This window comes from Vasconcelosia minhoensis LEGE 07310, from assembly GCF_015207255.1.
In the GTDB taxonomy this organism is placed as follows: domain Bacteria; phylum Cyanobacteriota; class Cyanobacteriia; order Phormidesmidales; family Phormidesmidaceae; genus Vasconcelosia; species Vasconcelosia minhoensis.
On the sequence record NZ_JADEXG010000024.1, the window covers coordinates 1 to 17297 of the forward strand.

General features: G+C 56.8%; 18 protein-coding genes. 6 read left to right on the top strand and 12 right to left on the bottom strand.

Annotation, left to right across the window (positions count from 1 at the left end; genetic code table 11):
* The first annotated feature begins 212 nt into the window (after positions 1-212).
* The 3 genes from IQ241_RS11625 (at position 213) to IQ241_RS11635 (ending at position 2438) form a co-directional block, all read left to right on the top strand.
* Positions 213-812 carry a hypothetical protein gene (locus tag IQ241_RS11625; protein WP_193907252.1) on the top strand — a complete coding sequence of 200 codons (600 nt, stop codon included), beginning with the start codon at positions 213-215 and terminating at the stop codon, positions 810-812.
* A 233-nt stretch (positions 813-1045) separates the two neighbouring features.
* Positions 1046-1513, top strand: coding sequence for a hypothetical protein (locus tag IQ241_RS11630; RefSeq protein WP_228021617.1), 468 nt, complete (start codon positions 1046-1048; stop codon positions 1511-1513).
* Positions 1514-1901: 388 nt separating this feature from the next.
* Positions 1902-2438 (top strand): DNA starvation/stress protection protein DpsA, encoded by a 537-nt coding sequence (locus IQ241_RS11635; RefSeq protein WP_193907256.1) that lies wholly within the window; start codon positions 1902-1904, stop codon positions 2436-2438.
* Between the two features lie 10 nt (positions 2439-2448).
* On the opposite strand, the gene IQ241_RS11640 is transcribed toward IQ241_RS11635, so the two are convergent.
* The 4 genes from IQ241_RS11640 to IQ241_RS11655 all read right to left on the bottom strand — a co-directional run bounded on the left by IQ241_RS11640 (position 2449) and on the right by IQ241_RS11655 (position 5540).
* The gene (locus IQ241_RS11640; RefSeq protein WP_193907257.1) at positions 2449-3162 is read right to left on the bottom strand and encodes a hypothetical protein; all 714 of its coding nucleotides are present in this window, start codon (positions 3160-3162) and stop codon (positions 2449-2451) included.
* Positions 3159-4370, bottom strand: a complete 1212-nt coding sequence (locus IQ241_RS11645; protein ID WP_322743635.1) for a murein hydrolase activator EnvC family protein — start codon at positions 4368-4370, stop codon at positions 3159-3161. Before IQ241_RS11645 ends, IQ241_RS11640 begins: the two co-directional genes overlap by 4 nt.
* Positions 4371-4378: 8 nt before the next feature.
* Positions 4379-4981 carry a LysE/ArgO family amino acid transporter gene (locus IQ241_RS11650; RefSeq protein WP_193907258.1) on the bottom strand — a complete coding sequence of 201 codons (603 nt, stop codon included), beginning with the start codon at positions 4979-4981 and terminating at the stop codon, positions 4379-4381.
* Positions 4982-5078: 97 nt separating this feature from the next.
* Positions 5079-5540: an Lrp/AsnC family transcriptional regulator gene (locus tag IQ241_RS11655; RefSeq protein ID WP_193907259.1), complete on the bottom strand. Its 462-nt coding sequence runs from the start codon at positions 5538-5540 to the stop codon at positions 5079-5081.
* 226 nt (positions 5541-5766) lie between these two features.
* On the opposite strand from IQ241_RS11655, the gene IQ241_RS11660 reads away from it, so the two are divergent.
* The 3 genes from IQ241_RS11660 (at position 5767) to IQ241_RS11670 (ending at position 9808) form a co-directional block, all read left to right on the top strand.
* A complete protein-coding gene (locus IQ241_RS11660) occupies positions 5767-7206 on the top strand; it encodes a TldD/PmbA family protein (protein ID WP_193907260.1) in 1440 nt (479 codons plus the stop codon).
* On the top strand, positions 7203-8537 hold the full coding sequence (locus IQ241_RS11665) for a TldD/PmbA family protein (protein WP_193907261.1): 1335 nt from the start codon (positions 7203-7205) through the stop codon (positions 8535-8537). Before IQ241_RS11660 ends, IQ241_RS11665 begins: the two co-directional genes overlap by 4 nt.
* A 110-nt stretch (positions 8538-8647) precedes the next feature.
* Positions 8648-9808: an AI-2E family transporter gene (locus IQ241_RS11670; RefSeq protein WP_193907262.1), complete on the top strand. Its 1161-nt coding sequence runs from the start codon at positions 8648-8650 to the stop codon at positions 9806-9808.
* Positions 9809-10102: 294 nt separating this feature from the next.
* Here IQ241_RS11670 and IQ241_RS11675 read toward each other — a convergent pair whose 3' ends face one another.
* The 8 genes from IQ241_RS11675 to IQ241_RS11710 form a co-directional block, all read right to left on the bottom strand.
* Positions 10103-10699 (bottom strand): superoxide dismutase, encoded by a 597-nt coding sequence (locus IQ241_RS11675; protein ID WP_193907263.1) that lies wholly within the window; start codon positions 10697-10699, stop codon positions 10103-10105.
* A gap of 102 nt (positions 10700-10801) precedes the next feature.
* Entirely contained in the window at positions 10802-11383 is a 582-nt protein-coding gene (locus tag IQ241_RS11680; protein WP_193907265.1) for a Uma2 family endonuclease, read from the bottom strand.
* 85 nt (positions 11384-11468) lie between these two features.
* Positions 11469-12050, bottom strand: a complete 582-nt coding sequence (locus tag IQ241_RS11685; RefSeq protein WP_193907267.1) for a Uma2 family endonuclease — start codon at positions 12048-12050, stop codon at positions 11469-11471.
* Positions 12051-12128: 78 nt separating this feature from the next.
* A complete protein-coding gene (locus IQ241_RS11690) occupies positions 12129-12785 on the bottom strand; it encodes an ABC transporter ATP-binding protein (RefSeq protein ID WP_193907269.1) in 657 nt (218 codons plus the stop codon).
* Positions 12775-13698, bottom strand: a complete 924-nt coding sequence (locus IQ241_RS11695; protein WP_193907271.1) for an ABC transporter ATP-binding protein — start codon at positions 13696-13698, stop codon at positions 12775-12777. Before IQ241_RS11695 ends, IQ241_RS11690 begins: the two co-directional genes overlap by 11 nt.
* Positions 13699-13700: 2 nt before the next feature.
* A complete protein-coding gene (locus tag IQ241_RS11700) occupies positions 13701-14552 on the bottom strand; it encodes an ABC transporter permease (protein WP_193907272.1) in 852 nt (283 codons plus the stop codon).
* Positions 14549-15541 carry an ABC transporter permease gene (locus IQ241_RS11705; protein ID WP_193907274.1) on the bottom strand — a complete coding sequence of 331 codons (993 nt, stop codon included), beginning with the start codon at positions 15539-15541 and terminating at the stop codon, positions 14549-14551. Before IQ241_RS11705 ends, IQ241_RS11700 begins: the two co-directional genes overlap by 4 nt.
* Positions 15532-17151, bottom strand: coding sequence for an ABC transporter substrate-binding protein (locus IQ241_RS11710; protein WP_193907276.1), 1620 nt, complete (start codon positions 17149-17151; stop codon positions 15532-15534). Before IQ241_RS11710 ends, IQ241_RS11705 begins: the two co-directional genes overlap by 10 nt.
* Positions 17152-17297: the final 146 nt, after the last annotated feature.

A 17297-nucleotide genomic window follows, 5' to 3' on the forward strand; every position in this document is an offset into this window, starting at 1 on the left:
GGCGTAGCCTCCCAATCTGGCTGCGGAATTCGGCTACCTGCTATCTCGACCTCTTCTGCCATAGCCTCAGCTTAGCGGATAAATCTGGCTGCAATCACCATTTTTCGTCGCCCCCCTGAACGGATACAATTTCTGTTAGTCAATTAGATAACTCTTGTGTCATGAAGATACTGCTACTAGAATTATTTGTGCCTCAACTTGCCATATAAGCTTTGAAGAAAAATGTAGTTTTTTGGCTTGTTTCTGCTGCATGTTCATGCGTGCCACTTTTGTTTCTGCAGCCAGGGTACGCAAAATTAGAGATAACAAAAGCTGACAGTTCAAATGTTAATCTCGGACTTTTAAACGAAAATTTTAGTGAAACATCAATCCCTAGTAATCTTCAGGAAATAGATTCACATGCATTCATACCTGATGATAATCTGCTGATTGCTAACGCTTCAAATGGTCTATGCGATGGAACGTTTTCACATGAAGTGGGAAACGTTTATTTCACTTATGATTATGCAACAGGGCGTTTAGCTTTTGCCTTTATTTTGTCTCCCGGAAGTCAACTCATTCTGGGACAAAACGTTACTGTTGCAATGCTTGAGGCGGTAGTCGGGTGGTATAAAATCAATCCGCCATACGCTCCACATACTCAGACATCTAACTATCAGTTTCACGGCAGTATTCGCAATTACAACCGTCTCGGAAGTTCTGGGAATTTCACTGTGCAAAGAGGAGATAGGATATTGTTCACATGGCTTGCTACTTCGACAGATAATCGAAGAGCAGCAGTTATAAGAGCTGTTGAATGTCGCATTCCATAAGTAAGTGTTGTTTTTAAATAAGTGGGTAGTTGTGAACAAAGATTCTACAGATAGGTATAATGTCTATGGCTCAATAGCTGTGCCAGGAAGATGAGTTAAAATAATGGCTGTGAGCCTTGCCCAGTTTGTGTTTTAGGTTATAGGCGAACCCAAAACTTAAAGCTATGCACAGCAAAGGTTTAGGCAGCTTTCGCCCCAGACCTCGTTGTAATACACCTAGAGCCAAGAAAGGAATGAGTTTTACCAAAAGCCTTTTAGCTTCTTTCCAGAAATCAGCTCTAATTTGTGAGGTACGTTCTTTGATTCCCTCTAATTTCCAGAGTTCTGCTCCTATTAATCAGACCTTTGAAAAAGTACTATCTACGTATAAGTTTCGCTTTATTCGACTGTACACTGACGAATTCGCAATTCGTATTGAATACAAATGCACCCCTCCGATTCCCTCACCTGAAGAGATCTCCGCCATGCTTCCTTACGCAACTTTTTGGGGATATGCCGTGGATAATTTAGGAAACGAATATCAAAGTGTAGGCGGAGCTTTCGGTTTATCAGCTGACAAAGAATCGACGCAAGGAGTTCTTTCGTTTACACCTCTTCCTGATAAGGTTGCTACTTCAATCAAGTTTACATTAGAACTTGAACAAGATGTAGATGAAAGAATTGAGTTCTCCGTTAGGATTTGTGACGTCAGCTCCACATAAATAGGAGTTACCTCAGAAAAAAGCGGGGAAAGGTCGCCGAGATGGTTTATAGAACTATTTGCATCAGGGTAAGCACATCTTGATTATTATTGACAAACGGTATCAAAATTGCCGCCAGGCTAAGGTAAGCAGGCGGTAAGCACCTTGAGTATATAGTCATCACCTATAGCCGCTCGGTTCGGCTTCTATCGCGTGCTGCGCCGCAAAGACTGCTCGCGGTTGATCCTATGGAGCGTCAATTGAACTAAAAGATGCATCTGGAGGGCTGAGCGCGTTATGATTAACGACTAATTCTGTCATCAGTGGAACGGGGTCTAAACCCACAAGGAGAATTTCAACTTTTAGAGTACCAACCCCGAACCTTTACTATCCAACTGAGGAAAATTCAATGCCTGAGACTCAAGTTTTACTCCAGCCCTTTGGCGAAATTGCCGATAACCCTGTCCTGCTTGAAAAAGCGGTCACCGAGCCGATCTGCGAAGGGCTGAGCGCCGCCTATGCCAGTTTTAATGCGCTGTATCTGCAATACTTCAAGCACCACTTTGTGGTCGAAGGCTCTGAGTATTACATGCTGCACGAGTACTTCGCCGAGAGCTATGCCGAAGTTCAGGGGCACGCTCATGATATTGGCGAGCGGCTGCACGGGCTGGGCGGCGTTCCCGCTCTGACTTTTGGCAAGCTGTCTGAGCTCTGCTGCTTTGATCAGGAGGCCGACGACGCCTATCGCTGCCGACCGATGATCGAGCACGACTTGCAGGCCGAGCAGGCCCTGATTGGGCTACTGCGGCGGCTGTCGGCTCAGGCTGAAAGTATGGGCGATCGCGCTACCCGCTACCTGGGTGAAAAAATCCTACTCCAAACCGAAGAGCGGGCCTATCACCTGGAGCATTTCCTCACCCGCGATAGCCTCAAGCTGGGCTGGTAGAAGCCTGGCTTCAGGGCATCCACTCTAAGCCAATCCCGACTCTGCGATCGTGCTGCTGCGGGCTGCTCTGCCACTGAAAGTCGGTGGAGACCCGCAGCTTCCCCGTTACCGCATAGCCCAGCCCCACCTCAGTCAGGCTAACCCGGCTGTCGCTGAAGGGAGCAACCCAGGTCTGGCTTAGGGTCAAGTCGGCCCCGGCAGTGCGGGACGGCACAATCCGCACCTGTAATCCCAGGTTTACCCCATCCTGGCTGAAGTCATCGAGTTCTACATGGCGGTAGCCGACAACGGGGGCCAGATTGACAGTGTTGCCCAGGGGCAGCAGGTAGTATTGCAAGTCAGCGCCGTAGGCTTCGCGATCGCCGTTTTGCCGATAGTCTGCACTGACGGTCAGGGCTGTTTCCCCAGCGAAGACATCTTCAACCCCCAGGTAAAATCCATCGACCCCGTTTAGCTGGCTGTAGCCCAGCCGCAGTCGGGTGTGAAAGCTAGGATCCTGGCGAATTTCGGCCCCTACATCTGGCACTTCCTCTAGCCAGCGCTGGAGCACCGGACTTGCTTCAATCACCTCCGGCGGCAGGTCTAGCTCTGAGCCGGGGAGCGGTGCAGCGGGATTGGGTTCGTCCGCCTGGGCGATTGAGACGCCTAGCCCTGGGCTAATTAGAGTGAGCGCCAGGCAGCCACCGCTTAGTACGGCCTGCGCGCGTTCGCAGAAACGTCTCATAAAAACTGCATCGGATTAATCGGCTCACCATTGCTGCGCACCTCAAAGTGGAGATGCGGCCCGGTCGAGAGGCCGGTAGAGCCCACCGCTGCAATCACCTGGCCCTTAGCCACGTCCTGCCCCTCGCCGACGTCGAGTCGGCTGGCGTGGGCATAGAGCGTCGTCAGCCCTTTGCCATGGTCAATAATCACCGCATTGCCGTAGCCGCCGTACCATCCAGCAAAAATCACCGTGCCCGCATCGGCGGCGCGAATGATGCTGCCATAGCTCGCGCCAAAGTCCGTCCCGGCATGAAAGCGGCTGTAGCCCAGCACAGGGTGAAAGCGGTTGCCAAAGTTGCTCGTAATCGGCCCTGCGACAGGATAAATCATGATTCCCGTACCTCGAATCTGGCCGCCCGCAGCCGCAATCCGCTCGCGAATTAGCCCAGTCAAATATTCGGAGTCCGCCGCCAGCTGATTGATCGCCGCTGAAAGCGCCCCCCGATTTTCCTGAAGCCGACTGATTAAGACGGTCTGCTGCTGGGCTTGTTGGGTGTAATCCTGGTGCTGCACCAAAAGCTGCTGCCGTAGCAGCGCGATCGCGTTCTTTTGGGCCTCTACCCCCTGTTGTTGAAGCACGAGCTCGGCAGACTTTTCGGTCAGCTTTGTGAGCAGAGCCTGGTCGGCTTGGTAAACCTGCTTGAGCTGATAGCGTCGGTCTAGGAACTCATTCAAATCTTTACTCTGGAGCAGTACGGCCCAGCCCTGGCCCTGCTGCTGCCGCTGCATAAACTGGAGCCGCCCCACCGTCGCCTGCCGCACCTGCTCGTAGGACTGCTGCGCCGCAGTCAGGTCGGACTCCAACAGCTGAATCTGCCGCTCTGCCTGGGCAATTTGATAGGCCGTGTCGTCAATCCAGGCGGTCGTACCTTGGATCGTGCTCTCCAGCTGCCTGAGCCGGTCGGAAGCCGCCGTTTCAATATTTTGTAACCGCTGCTGCTCGGTAGAAAGGGTTCGCTTCTGCGAATCAACCGCTTCCTGCTGCCGCTGTAAATCTTCGAGTTCGGTAGCGGGGTTGGCTGCGGCCACCAGTACCAGCCTAGCTTCGTCCCGGCTCCAGGCAGGCTGAGCCCAGGCCCCGGCCAGCATCCAAAGTAAGCAAAGCCCCAGGGCGAGACCCGCTATCCAACAGCGGTTATTTTTTTTAGGTGCTTGTCCCAGAACCACAGCTTACTTCATCCCCTCAGGCTGAGGGCGACAATACCAAAACCAAAAATCAGCAGGCCAAAAGCCCGATTCAGCCAGACCAAACGGCGGAGCGTCAGTCGCTGGCGAAACAGCGAAACCCCGGTGCTCAGCGTCAGCCACCACAGTGCCGACCCCAGCGTCACGCCAATCACGAGCAGCCCTGAAGCTAGGTATCCCCGCTCGGCCTGCGCAATCCCAAAACCCGCAAAAATAGCAACAAAGGAGAGAATAGTCGCAGGATTGGTCAGCGTCAATGCCAGGGTCGAAAAGTAGGCTCCGACGATGCCCCGGCCCCGCGCCTCAGCCGCCGTCGTCGCAGGCTTAGCCAGGGCAGTCGTGATCCCCAAGTAGCAGAGAAAAAGGCCGCCGCCAATCTGCAACCAGCCAGACTGATCGATCAGGAACTGGGAAATAAAAGTTAGGCCGAAGGCGGCGACAAAGCCATAGAAGCCATCTGCCGTAGCGGCCCCTAGACCCGAGACGAGACCGACCAGGCGACCCCGGTCGAGGGTGCGGCGGATGCAGAGCAGGCCGATCGGGCCGACGGGGGCGGCGAGCGCGAAGCCGAGGAGGAGGCCTTGGAGGAGCATGGGGGGAGCGGGTGATGGGGTGATGGAGTGGATGGGTAGGGGGTAGATGGGTAGGGGCTTGGTTGCCAAGCCCACACGGCAAGGTTTTCGGGTAGGGTCAGTCGGGGGTAAGGGGCAAATTGAGGGTTTCTTTGGCGGTGGAGAGGACGATGGCGGTGTGGGTTTGGCCGACGCTGGCCTGGCCTTTAAGGCCGTGACTGATGATTTGCTCTAGCTGGGCCGTGTTGCGACAGCGGACTTTGAGCAGGTAGTCGCCGCTGCCGGTGACGTGATGGCATTCTTGAATTTCGGCAGTGCTTTCTACATAGGCCAGGAAGGCTGGACGGTGCTCGGTTTTCTCTAGGCTGACGGAAATGAAGGCGGTGAGGTCATAGCCGAGCTGCGGGGCATCGAGCCGGATGGTATAGCCCTGGAGGATGCCGCGCTTTTCTAGGCGGCGGACGCGGTCCGCGATCGCGGGTGAGGACACCTCAAACCGCTCGGCCAGCTCTGACCAGGTGGCCCGCCCCTGCTGGCTCAGAGCCTGAATAATTTTTAGATCCAAAGAATCTAGAACCATTTTCTTTTTAAAATAACCTTTTAGAAGCTATAACTTTAAAAACAAAGTAAAATATCGAATTTATTTATTCATGCAAAATTTTTGGCGAACTTTTCTTAAAAACCATTTTTGAGAGTTTTAGTTCAGGTGACACTTCTTTAGGGCGCTAAATAAGATAAGAAAGGTTACAGACCTCAGCGTCTCAACCGCCTAACCGGGCATATGCCGTTTTTCTAACAAGCTTTGAATGATTGATTGTCTTTTGGCAGCCTTGCAGCAGGTGCAGCTGACGGTGGAGTGGGTGGGCATTCGGGCACTGCGAGAGACCCGGACGCGGCGGTCGGTTCGCGACGGGCGGCCAGAGCAAAACCAGCGACAGCTGATCCAGGGGGCTATGGTCGAGGTGCTGGCCCAGGGGCAGTTTGGCTATAGTGCGACCAATCAGCTAACCCCTGAGGCGCTCCAGGCCGCGATCGCGCAGGCCCACGCTCAGGCGATCGCGGCCAGCCCCTGGCGGCTGTATCCCTTTACCGAAGCTGTTCGCCCGCCGGTCGTGGGCGAATATTGCTCCCCCCATGAGAAGCCGCTGTCGGCTTTAGGTGCCGCTGAGATTAACGATCTGCTGGTGCGCCTCTGTCAGACGCTGCGGGTTTCTGACCAGATTGTGAGATCGCGGGCCGTGGCTCGGTCGAGCGAAGTCGAGTCCTGGTTTGTCAGCAGTAACGGGTCGGAGATTTATCAGAAATTTTTGATTATTGAGACCGGCTTTGACGCGATCGCGCAGGCCGACGGCGTTACCCAGTCCCGCAGCGACAATGGCCTTTTGGCCCGCAGCTATCAGGGCGGGTGGGAGCTGTTCCCCGACCCGACCCTTTGGGAGCGGGCGCGGCGGGTGGGAGAGCAGGCGGTGGAGCTGCTGAGCGCGCCGGACTGCCCGACGACGGCGACAACGTTGGTGCTGGCTCCCGACCAGATGATGCTCCAGATTCACGAAAGCGTTGGCCATCCCCTGGAACTTGACCGAATTTTGGGCGACGAGCGTAACTATGCGGGCGGCAGCTTTGTCAAACCGACAGATTTTGGCCAGCTGGCCTATGGCTCACCGCTGATGAATATCACCTTCGACCCTAGCACCAGCGGCGAACTGGCCAGCTATCGCTATGACGACATCGGGGCGACGGCAGAAAAACAGTATTTAATTCGGGAAGGACGGCTAGAGCGCGGCCTGGGCAGCCTGGAAAGCCAGACCCGGCTGGGGATTCCCGGCGTCGCCTGTGCTCGCGCTTGCAGCTGGAATCGGCCGACGATTGACCGGATGGCGAATATCAATCTAGAGCCGGGGGATAAATCCCTCGCAGAGATGATTAGCTCAATCGAGCGGGGCGTTTATATGGAAGCAAACCGCTCCTGGTCGATTGACGACCAGCGGCATAAGTTCCAGTTTGGCTGCGAGTATGGGCGGCTGATCGAGCAGGGGCAGCTGACCCAGACGGTAAAGAACCCCAACTACCGAGCCACCACCCCTCAGTTTTGGCATAGCCTGTCTCAGGTGGGCGATCGCGCCACCTGGGAAACCTACGGCACCCCCTGCTGCGGTAAGGGCGAACCCAACCAGCTGATCCGCGTTGGCCATGCGGCCCCAACCTGCGTATTTGAAAATATTGAAGTATTTGGAGGGGCAGCGTGACCCAGTCGAGAGAGGACGTTTTTCGCCAGCTGGCCGAACGAGTTATAGACACCGTGCAGCCCGCTGAACAGTTCACCCTCACCCTGGCGGGCGAGATCAGCCAGTTTACCCGCTTTAACCAGGCTCAGGTACGCCAGACGGGTACGGTCAGCGATGGCAACCTGCGCTTGGCCCTAATCTGCGATAGGCGAACGAGCACCTACAGCTTGCCCTTTACCGGCCAGCTGGCGGCAGACTGGCAAAGCCTGCACGGGGCAATGCTCGACCTGAGGGCAGAGCTGCCCCAGCTGCCTGCCGACCCCTATATTGTTCACCCCTCTGGCAATGCCCAGAGCCGCGAGGTCGATCAGGGCAGTTTGCTGGCAGGGGATGCGATCGCGCCCACCCTCCTACCGCCAGTCGCCGACCTGACTTTTAACGGCTTCTACGCTGGCGGCCTGGTCTTTCGCGCCTATGCTGACTCTGCCGGTCAGTTCCACTGGTTTGAGACACCTTCGTTTGCCCTGGACTATTCGCTATTGGACGATCGCGGGCAGGCAGTCAAAGGCACCGTTGCGGGCCGCAGCTGGGATCAGGTCGGCTATCTACAAAAAATTACCGCGTCTAAGCAGCAGCTGACCTTACTCTCTAAGCCCGTCCGAGCCATACCGCGCGGCCAGTATCGCACCTATTTTTCACCCACCGCCGTAGCCGATCTCATGGGAATGTTTTCCCGAGGTGGCGTCGGCGAAGCGGATTTACAGCAGGGCAGCAGTGCTCTAGGACTGCTAGAGCGAGGTGAGATGCCCCTATCGCCAAAATTCTCATTGCAAGAAAATTTTGAGCGCGGCGGCGTACCCCGGTTTAACAGTTTGGGGGAGGTAGCCCCGGTGCAGCTGCCGATTATTCAGTCGGGCCAGCTGGTGAATAGCCTGGTCAGCGCTCGCAGCGCCAAGGAGTATGGCAAGCCATCCAATGGAGCTGAGCTGCGAGAAGGACTGCGAGCGCCTGAGGTCAGTCCGGGACAGCTCGCGCTCGCAGATATTCTCCCGAAGCTCGATACAGGCCTTTATCTCTCTAACCTGCACTACCTCAACTGGAGCGATCGTCCCCGTGGTCGCGTCACCGGCATGACCCGCTATGCCTGCTTTTGGGTCGAGGCAGGCGAAATCGTCGCCCCGATTGAAAACCTCCGCTTCGATGACAGCCTCTATCGCTATTTAGGCGAAACCCTGATTGAACTGACCAACGTTCAGGAATTTATCCCCAAAGTCGGTACCTACGACCAGCGCTCCCTCGGCGGCATCTGGACCCCCGGCCTATTGGTAGAAGACTTCCGATATACGCTCTAAAATTTCGAAATCGCTAAACTAGGGAAGCCAAATTCAACCCACAAAACTTACCCCCACTCCGTCACGCCTACTCTTCACGCTTTCCTCTTCACCCTTCACCTCTCCTTCCCATGACTTCCGAACAGCGAATAACGCTCTCCTTCAGCAGCGTTCTACTCGTCCTCGTCGCGATCCCGGCATTTATTCTGCTGTGGAAGCTGAGAAGCCTGTTACTGCTGGTGATGATCTCAGTGGTGCTGGCCTGCTCGATTTCCCCTGCTGTGGACTGGGCCGAGCGCTACCGGGTACCGCGCTGGCTGTCGGCGCTGCTAGCCTACCTGATTTTACTGGGGGGGCTGGTGGGCGTGGGCCTGCTGATCGGCCCCACGATTATTGAGCAGATTGAGCGACTGGTGCGGCAGGTACCGGTTTCGCTACGGGGAATCATTGCCCAGGTAGAAGTCTGGGTGGTGGCACTCAACGACACGCGGCCAGAGCTGACCGGACAGGTGTTTGACCAGGTAGACGTGCAGGCGCTGGTCGGCTGGGTAATTCGCTCCAGTCAGCAGCTCGTTCTGCGCTCTTTCAACGTCACGACGGACATTGTGGGCAGCTTCTTCAGCGTGATTTTGGCGCTCTTTATCTCGACCTATATGCTCGCCGATAGCCGTACACTGACTCAGAATTTGATTCGGCTGCTGCCCTACCCCTGGGATGAGCGGCTGGAGCCGCAGCTGGGAGAGGTGAGCCAGCGGATTGGCGGCTATATCCGGGGGCGGCTGCTAGTTTCGTCGCTGCTGGCCGTAATTATCAGCCTGAGTCTAAGCCTGATTGGGCTAAAGGATTTTGCCATTGGTCTGGGCGCGATCGCGGGCGTCACCAACCTGATCCCATTTTTGGGTCCCATCCTGGGTGCAATCCCCGCCCTAGCGGTGGCGATTCCCCAGGGCGGCTGGATCGTGCTGTGGGTGATCATCCTCTATGCCATCATTCAAAATCTGGAGACCTACCTACTCGATCCGCTACTGGTGGGCTCTGCGGTGGGCGTCCATCCGCTCTACCAGCTGCTGGCGGTTCTAGGCGGAACCCAGGTTCTAGGCATTATTGGGGCGCTGATCGTGCCGCCCTGGGTGGCAGGCGGGGCGGTAATTTTAGAAAACCTGTATCTGCGGCCTAAGCTGCGGGCAGAGCGTCAGCAGCGTCGTGACTTGTCCCGACTGGCCGTCGCGGCGGGCTCCCTCACGCCAGAGACGGACTCGGTCGAAACTTCAATAACCGCTGGGAATCCTTAATCAGTGGAAGTTAGCCTCCGATCAATCCACTGTTTTGCCCGCTGAATAGCGACTCTCCGCGATGGAGCATAGGGCACCGCTACGGCGCTGCACTGCTCGTTATCGGCCCAGGCAGAATAAATGATTTGTCCATCTAACTCGCCTTGATCAAGGGTTATTTTCCACCCTTTATAGGTAAAAGATATAACAATTTGAAGATAGTCAGTTTGAGACTCTTCCATGGACAGGTATTAAAACAAATGATGAATGGCTCTGCCAGTGTGAGACAGAGCCAGCAAAGCTATCGTTTCGGACTCAGGCAGCCGCTAGATTTTGGGCGGCAAAATCCCAGTTGACTACTTCTAAAAAAGCATCGATATAGCTGGGACGCTGGTTTTGGTAGTCTAGGTAGTAGGCATGTTCCCATACATCCATGGTCATCAGCGGGGTTTGACCGCTGGTGAGGGGATTGACGGCATCAGGGGTTTTGGTCACCTTCAGGGTGTTACCATCGAGCACCAGCCAGGCCCAGCCGCTGCCAAACTGAGTCGCGCCCGCAGATTTGAAGGCATCGACAAATTTCTCGAAGCTGCCAAAGTCAGCTTCGATTTTTTTCGCGAGTTCGCCGGTCGGCTGCCCGCCCGCGTCGGGTTTCATGCTATGCCAGTAAAAGGTGTGGTTCCAAGCCTGGGCAGCGTTGTTAAACAGGCCGCTCTGTTCAGAGTCGTCTGCGATCGCCTTGATCACCTCTTCAATTGGCTTGCTATCTAGGTCAGTGCCCTGAACTGCATCGTTGTATTTGCGAACATAGGCAGCATGATGCTTATCATGATGAAACTCCAGCGTGTTCTTAGAAACATGAGGCTCTAAGGCCGAGTAATCGTAGGGTAAGGGGGGTAATTCGTAGGACATAGAATTGGGTTTCCTCTCTTCAACCGGAACGTATCACAGGTCAATAGCGTCTTGCTATGCCTACCGGGGGGAGAAAATTTCGGTTGAGTACGCAGCAGAAGTTCAGCCTATAAAGCGCTCAACCGAAAGCGTAAATCCGGGGAGGACTGACTCGCCAGAGAGGGTTGTGGGCAGAGATCGCACCTCTGGTGGCTGCTCGGGTCGATAGATTTCGACCTGCTGAGCCTGCGGGTTGAATAGCCAGCCCAGCCTGACGCCGCTGTCCAGATATTCTTGCAGCTTCGCCTGGAGCATTGGCAGCGAGTCGGTCTGAGACCGCAGCTCAATCACAAAATCTGGCGCAATTGGTGGAAACTTGGTCCGCTGCTCTGGGGTGAGCGCCTGCCAGCGCGACAGCTCTACCCAGGCCGCATCGGGGGAGCGATCCCCACCGCCCGGCAGCTTGAAGATCGTCGAAGAGCTAAAAACCTTGCCGAGCTGGGTCTGGCGATTCCAAATGGCCAGGTCTGCGCCTAGCTCCAGTTCACGATTGCCGCTTTCACCGCCCACCGGAGGCATCAGTAACAGCCCTCCCTGAGGCGTCCGCTCAACCCGCAGCTCGGGATTAGCCATGCAGAGCCGATAGAATTGCTCATCGCTCAGGTGAACAGTCTGGAGGTCAAGCGTTAGCGGTTCAGATAGCATGAGTTTTTGCGAACCATTGCTCTAGTTAATTATGGCAGATGCTGATAGCTCTAACGCTGCAACTAAGACCGCGGCCCCCAATTCGTTAACTTGCAAAGCGCTCAACCGAGAGCGTAAATCCGGGGAGGACTGACTCGCCAGAGAGGGTTGTGGGCAGAGATCGCACCTCTAGCAGCCGCTCGGGTCGATAGATTTCAACCTGCTGAGCCTGCGGATTGAACAGCCAGCCCAGCCTGACGCCGCTGTCCAGGTATTCCCGCAGCTTCGCCTGGAGCATGGGCAGCGAGTCGGTCTGAGACCGTAGCTCAATCACAAAATCTGGCGCAATTGGTGGAAATTTTGTCCGCTGCTCGGGCGTAAGCGCCTGCCAGCGCGATAGCTCTACCCAGGCCGCATCGGGGGAGCGGTCGCCACCGCCCGGTAGCTTGAAAACGGTTGAAGAGCTAAAGACCTTGCCCAGCTGAGTCTGCCGATTCCAAAGATAGAGCTCGCCGCCCAGCTCTAGTTCGCGATTGCCGCTCTCACCGCCTACCGGAGGCATTAGTAGCAGCCTTCCTTGGGGCGTCCGCTCAACCCGCAGCTCGGGATTAGCCATGCAGAGCCGATAGAATTGCTCATCGCTCAGGTGAACAGTCTGGAGGTCAAGCGTTAGCGGTTCAGATAGCATCGGGATGGTGCAAACCAGTGCTTTGGCCAGTGCTTTGAACTGATTATGGCACGGGTACCAACTGGATTGATATTGTGATTAGAACTGCGGTACTAGGGCGGTGGTGGGCTGAGTCAGGTCTAAAATGCGATTCTCCTTGGGAGAGGCTCCGCCAACGCACAGTCGCTTCAGCAAAGCCGCATCGTGACCAATCACTAGCAAACCCAGCTGATGCTGCTGAACATAGGCCAACACCGTCTGCCAGATTTGGGCTTGAGTATTGGCATCGAGCATTGCTGTAATCTCATCGGCAATCAGGTAGCGGGTTGCCGGGTTGAGGACGCGGGCAATGGCCACCCGCTGTAGTTCACCGCCGCTGAGCTCGTGGGGATAGCGCCTCAGCCAGCCGGGATGAACGCCTAGCCGGTCAAGCTGGGTTGGGGCTTGCCCCTCCCGCAGAATTCGCTCAATTCGCCAGCGCGGATTCACTGTCAGTTCGGGATTTTGAAAAATCAGCTGCACTGGGCAGTAGCCCCGCCGGGGGAGGGGATTGCCCTCTACCAGCACCGACCCTCGATGGGGGGACAGATAGCCTGCCAGCAGCTTGGCCAGAGTCGTTTTACCATAGCCGGAAGGAGCCATCAGCCCCACCACTTCCCCCTGGCCCACCGATAGGCTGATATCCCGCACCGTCCAGGGATGCCGGGGGCTGTAGCGAAACCAGAGTCCCTGACCCACCAGGCCGTTAGTCTGCATGAATGCACCTCACCAGTCCGCCGCGCACTGAGCGCAGGGCCGGACGTTCCGCCGCGCAGTCAGGTGTAAACCAGGGACAGCGATCGCTAAATAAACATCCCGTCGGCAGCTGGTCAGGGCTGGGCTGATGGCCGGGAACGGGGATAAAGTCATTTTGCGGCAGCGATCGCCAGAGCGCCTGAGTATAGGGATGGCGCAGGCGCTCGGGAAAATCAGCGGCGGCGGCAATTTCTACCGTCGTCCCTGCATAGAAGACGGCGACCCGATCCGCGATTTGCAGCGCCGCTTCAATATCGTGGGTAATTACCATGACGCCGCGCCCTTCGTCCGCTAGCTCTCGCAGGTGAGTCAGCGTCTCGGTGGCAATTTCAGGATGCAGTCCCGGCGTCGGCTCGTCGGCAATCACTAAGTCTGCCTGGCTGACCACGGCAGTCGCGACCAGCACCCGCCGAGCCATGCCGCCAGAAATCTGGAACGGATAGCGGCCCTGGGTAGAAGGCAGCAGATCGTAGCGATTGAAGGTACGGCCAACGGCGGTTTGGGCCGCCGCCTTGGAAAGTCCGCCGAGCTGGGCCACCCGCCGCACCTGCGGCCCCACCTTCATCAGCGGGTCGAGATAGCCCACCGACTGCGGAATCAGCGCGATGTCCTGACCTCGCAGCTGGGCACAGCGAGCCGGGGTCAGGGGCTGGCCCTTAAACCGGAGGCTGCCGGTGACCTGAGCATTGTCGGGCAAGATGCCCAGTACGGCGTGGGCCAGCAGGCTTTTGCCAGAGCCGCTAGCGCCGACCACCGCGACCACTTCCCCCGCCTGAACCTCCAGGTCAAGATCGGTGATCACCGTGAGCTGTCGCTGATTCAACCCCTGGTCATACTGGGTAAAGCTAACGCCGAGCTGGCGAATGGAAAGCATTGCTACCCCTGGCTGGTCTTAGGATTGAGCAGGGCGCGCAAATTTTCACCCAGCAGGTCAAATGCCTGCACCGTCAGCAGCAAAAGCAGGCCCGGCATGACGCCCAGCCACCAGTAGCCGGTCGAGAGATGGCGCATCGACTCGGCCAGGATAATGCCGATCGCGGGCAGGTGGGGCGACAGGCCAATGCCAATGAAGGAAAGCGCCGCTTCGTGCAAAATCGCGTGGGGAAACAGCAGGATCAGGCCGACGAGCAGCTGCGGAATCACATGGGGCACCATGTGATGTCGGGCAATCCAAAGGTGCGATCGCCCCAGCTTGTGCGAGAGCCGCACGTAGTCGGCGCTGTTGACCTGGAGCACTTCAGCCCGAATGATTCGGGCCAGACTGGTCCAGTGGGTCAGGGCGACTGCAATGATCACGCCCTGGGTACCGCCGCCGACCGCGAAGGCAATCATAATCAGTAAAACCAGGTGGGGCAGGCTAAAGAATATGTCGATCATCCAGGTGATGACCGCATCTACCCAGCCGCCCAGGGTTCCCGCTGCGAGCCCCAGGCTGGTGCCAATCAGGGCGCTGACGGTCGCCGCCAGCAGGCCAACCCGAACGCTCAGCGACATGCCATAGAGCGATCGCGTCAGCATATCGCGCCCCAGCCAGTCGGTCCCGAAGGGATGGGCCAAGGAAGGGGGCTGGTTACGAGCCGTCAGCAGCGGGTCGAGACCGGTCCTGCCGATGATGGTACTGCTGAGGACAATGCCGAGTAAAAAAACAGCACCTACGGCGATCGCAGCTAACGTGACCTGTCGTCGGTTCCAGCGGGGAGCCGAACTCGTTTGAGGCAGACCGATCATCGCTCACCCCCAATCCGAATTCGCGGATCGATCACCTGATAGGCAAAGTCAGCCAGCGTATTGCCGGTATAAACAAAAAGGGCACTGAAGAAGACAATCCCCACCAGCAGCGGCACATCGCTGCGTAGGGCCGCCTGGACAGTGGCTTCCCCCAACCCCGGATAGGCATAGACCTGCTCCACCAGAACGGCCCCGCCAAATAGCTCGCTCAGCGAAGCAAATTGGAGCGTAATCGCCGGTAGCAGAATATTGCGCAGGCCGTGATGACGGATAATGCCCGCCAGGCTCTCACCCTGAGCTTTGGCAAAGAGCACATAGTCGCTATGGAGCACTTCAATCAGCTTCTGGCGCGTGTGCAGGGCAATGCTGGCAATGCCGATAATACTCAAGGTAATGGCAGGCAGCAGCAGGTGATGCAGCCGCTGCCCCAGGGTAACATTGGCGGCCAGCGTTCCCGGTGGCGCCGCGCAGCAAATCGGCGCAATCCGCAGCGATACTGCAAACACAATCAGCAGCAGCAATGCCACCCAAAAGGTCGGCGCTGACGCCAGCACATAGGCATAGAGCCGGATGCCGCGATCCAGCCAGCTGCCCTCGTAGGCCCCGGCGAAAATTCCTAAGCCCAGGCCGAGCAGACCCGAGAGCAGCCACGCGATCGCGAGCATCTGTAGCGAAGCCTGAAATCGCTGCCCAATCACGCTCAGCACCGGCTGATTGAAAATCAAAGACGTCCCCCAGTTTCCCTGCACAAACTGCCTCAGCCATTGCCAAAACCGCACGATCATTGGCTGGTCTAACCCCCAGCGCTCGGCAATCAGCTGCCGCTGCTCGGGGCCAATCTGCATAATGTCGGCACCGACGTAGGCATTGACAGGGCTGATCGGCGATAGGCTGATCAGCACAAAAGTAAATACGGATACTGCCATTAGCAGCAGCCCCAACCGGACTAACCGGCTCCCGGCAAATCTAATTAGGTCAGCTAATCGCATATCCACTGCCACGCTGCAATGTTGGCGGTAATCGGCCAGCCGTGCCCGTGGGGTTCAATTTGGGGATCACCAATGTCGAGGCATTCGCTGACAAAATAGGTATGGTCAAGGTTGACCAGCCAGGCCCAGGCGGCATCGCCCTTCGCAGTGACGCCCTGCTGACCGTCCCACTGGGCGGCTTGCCAAAACGCGATCGCTTCCGCCTCCGAAGGCGCTCCCATGGCTAAATCCAGCGTCCGGTCGATGGCCTGATTGGCATAGTAGCCTGCGTTGTAAAAGTCGCCCTGAGCCGCTTCGCTGTGGTAGAGATTGTACAGCTCTGTCTGGTCGTGACTGCCCCAGCCGAACACCACCACATTGCTGTGCATTAGCGGCTCAATCTGATCCCAGCTTTTACCTTCAACGCTGGCCTGAATGCCAACTGGCTTTAGCATTTCTGCCGATGATAGGGCCAGCGCCTGACGGATGCTGTCGTCAGCCGGGTAGAGAATCGTAAATTCGGCGGCCATACCGTCCTTTTCTAGAACGCCATTACCATCCTGGTCGGCCCAGCCGCCCTCGGCTAGGATCTGCTCTGCTTTCTCCGGCTGAGCGTCCTCGATCTCGGCGCTGGGCTCCTCCCAAGCCAGGCCGCTGACCGGCCCATAGGCGGGTGAGCCGTAGCCTTCCAGGACGCCTTCAACCAGCGCCTGCCGGTCAATTGCATAGTTCACCGCCTGTCGAATTGCCGGGTCGGCGGTCACGTTGTTTCCAATTGGGTCGCCGTCAGCAGTTGTTTGCCCGGTGGTGGCATAGGGAAACATCAGCCCTCGATTGTCTACGCTGGTGACGTCATACAGCTCCATGCCGTCAATATTCTGCACGGCCAGTGACTGCGGTACGCTCGCGACCTGAGCCTGTCCGGATTTTGCTGCGGCAAAGGCCGCATCTTCTTCGACAAATAGGAAAACCAGCCGCTGTATCTCCGGTGGGTCACCGTAATAGTTGGGACTGGCCTCTACAATCAGCTGTTGGCCTTCATCCCACTGCACCATCTGGTAGGGGCCAGAGCCGATGGGGTTGCGGGCATAGTCAGGACCGTGGGCGTGTTGGGGTACAATCCCCAGCGTTACCAGCCGGTTAACGAAGGTGCTTTGGGGTTCCTTCAGCCTTAGCTCGACGGTGTAGTCATCGGTGGCAACGGCTGCTTCCAGTCCGGTCATGTCGGTCAGCCCACCGCTCTCGGCGGCCTGGCTGAAGGTATAGGCCACATCTTCCGCAGTTAGCGGTTCGCCGTCGGAAAATACCGCATCCTGACGAATCGACACCGTCCAGGTTTTGCGATCTTCGCTGACGCTGTAGTCTGTCGCCAGATCGTTAACCAGCTCTAGATTCTCATCTCGACGCAGCAGCGTACTCTGGAAGAGGGGCGAGCCATAGCGGCCCCAGCCTAAGGTCGGGTCGTAGCCTTCTTCGCTCTCGCCGCCAATCGCTAATACAATCTGCTCAGCCGATCCTTGGGCATTTCCACCCGTCGCTTCACCCGTCTGGTCAGGCGAACAGGCCGCCAAACCTTGACCTAACAGCAGCAGTCCTAAAGACCAGGCAGGGAAATGGGTCAGCAGTTTCATAGGCTCTGAAAAATGTTTTAAGCATCTCTTACGAGAAATGTTTGATTTCTCAGACCCTATCACCGCTCATAGGTCAGTACAATCCGGGGGAGAGGGATACGCAGCGCTTACAGCAGCCCTCAGTCGGAGTTGGCCCTCACTTTGCC

What these genes read in the sequence shown, in the direction of transcription:
- IQ241_RS11680 (WP_193907265.1), bottom strand. Translation starts at nt 11,383, where the DNA reads ATGCTATCTGAACCGCTAACGCTTGACCTCCAGACTGTTCACCTGAGC.
- IQ241_RS11690 (WP_193907269.1), bottom strand. Translation starts at nt 12,785, where the DNA reads ATGCAGACTAACGGCCTGGTGGGTCAGGGACTCTGGTTTCGCTACAGC.
- IQ241_RS11710 (WP_193907276.1), bottom strand. Translation starts at nt 17,151, where the DNA reads ATGAAACTGCTGACCCATTTCCCTGCCTGGTCTTTAGGACTGCTGCTG.
- IQ241_RS11670 (WP_193907262.1), top strand. Translation starts at nt 8,648, where the DNA reads ATGACTTCCGAACAGCGAATAACGCTCTCCTTCAGCAGCGTTCTACTC.
- IQ241_RS11700 (WP_193907272.1), bottom strand. Translation starts at nt 14,552, where the DNA reads ATGATCGGTCTGCCTCAAACGAGTTCGGCTCCCCGCTGGAACCGACGA.
- IQ241_RS11660 (WP_193907260.1), top strand. Translation starts at nt 5,767, where the DNA reads ATGATTGATTGTCTTTTGGCAGCCTTGCAGCAGGTGCAGCTGACGGTG.
- IQ241_RS11655 (WP_193907259.1), bottom strand. Translation starts at nt 5,540, where the DNA reads ATGGTTCTAGATTCTTTGGATCTAAAAATTATTCAGGCTCTGAGCCAG.
- IQ241_RS11695 (WP_193907271.1), bottom strand. Translation starts at nt 13,698, where the DNA reads ATGCTTTCCATTCGCCAGCTCGGCGTTAGCTTTACCCAGTATGACCAG.
- IQ241_RS11675 (WP_193907263.1), bottom strand. Translation starts at nt 10,699, where the DNA reads ATGTCCTACGAATTACCCCCCTTACCCTACGATTACTCGGCCTTAGAG.
- IQ241_RS11640 (WP_193907257.1), bottom strand. Translation starts at nt 3,162, where the DNA reads ATGAGACGTTTCTGCGAACGCGCGCAGGCCGTACTAAGCGGTGGCTGC.
- IQ241_RS11650 (WP_193907258.1), bottom strand. Translation starts at nt 4,981, where the DNA reads ATGCTCCTCCAAGGCCTCCTCCTCGGCTTCGCGCTCGCCGCCCCCGTC.
- IQ241_RS11630 (WP_228021617.1), top strand. Translation starts at nt 1,046, where the DNA reads ATGAGTTTTACCAAAAGCCTTTTAGCTTCTTTCCAGAAATCAGCTCTA.
- IQ241_RS11635 (WP_193907256.1), top strand. Translation starts at nt 1,902, where the DNA reads ATGCCTGAGACTCAAGTTTTACTCCAGCCCTTTGGCGAAATTGCCGAT.
- IQ241_RS11685 (WP_193907267.1), bottom strand. Translation starts at nt 12,050, where the DNA reads ATGCTATCTGAACCGCTAACGCTTGACCTCCAGACTGTTCACCTGAGC.
- IQ241_RS11705 (WP_193907274.1), bottom strand. Translation starts at nt 15,541, where the DNA reads ATGCGATTAGCTGACCTAATTAGATTTGCCGGGAGCCGGTTAGTCCGG.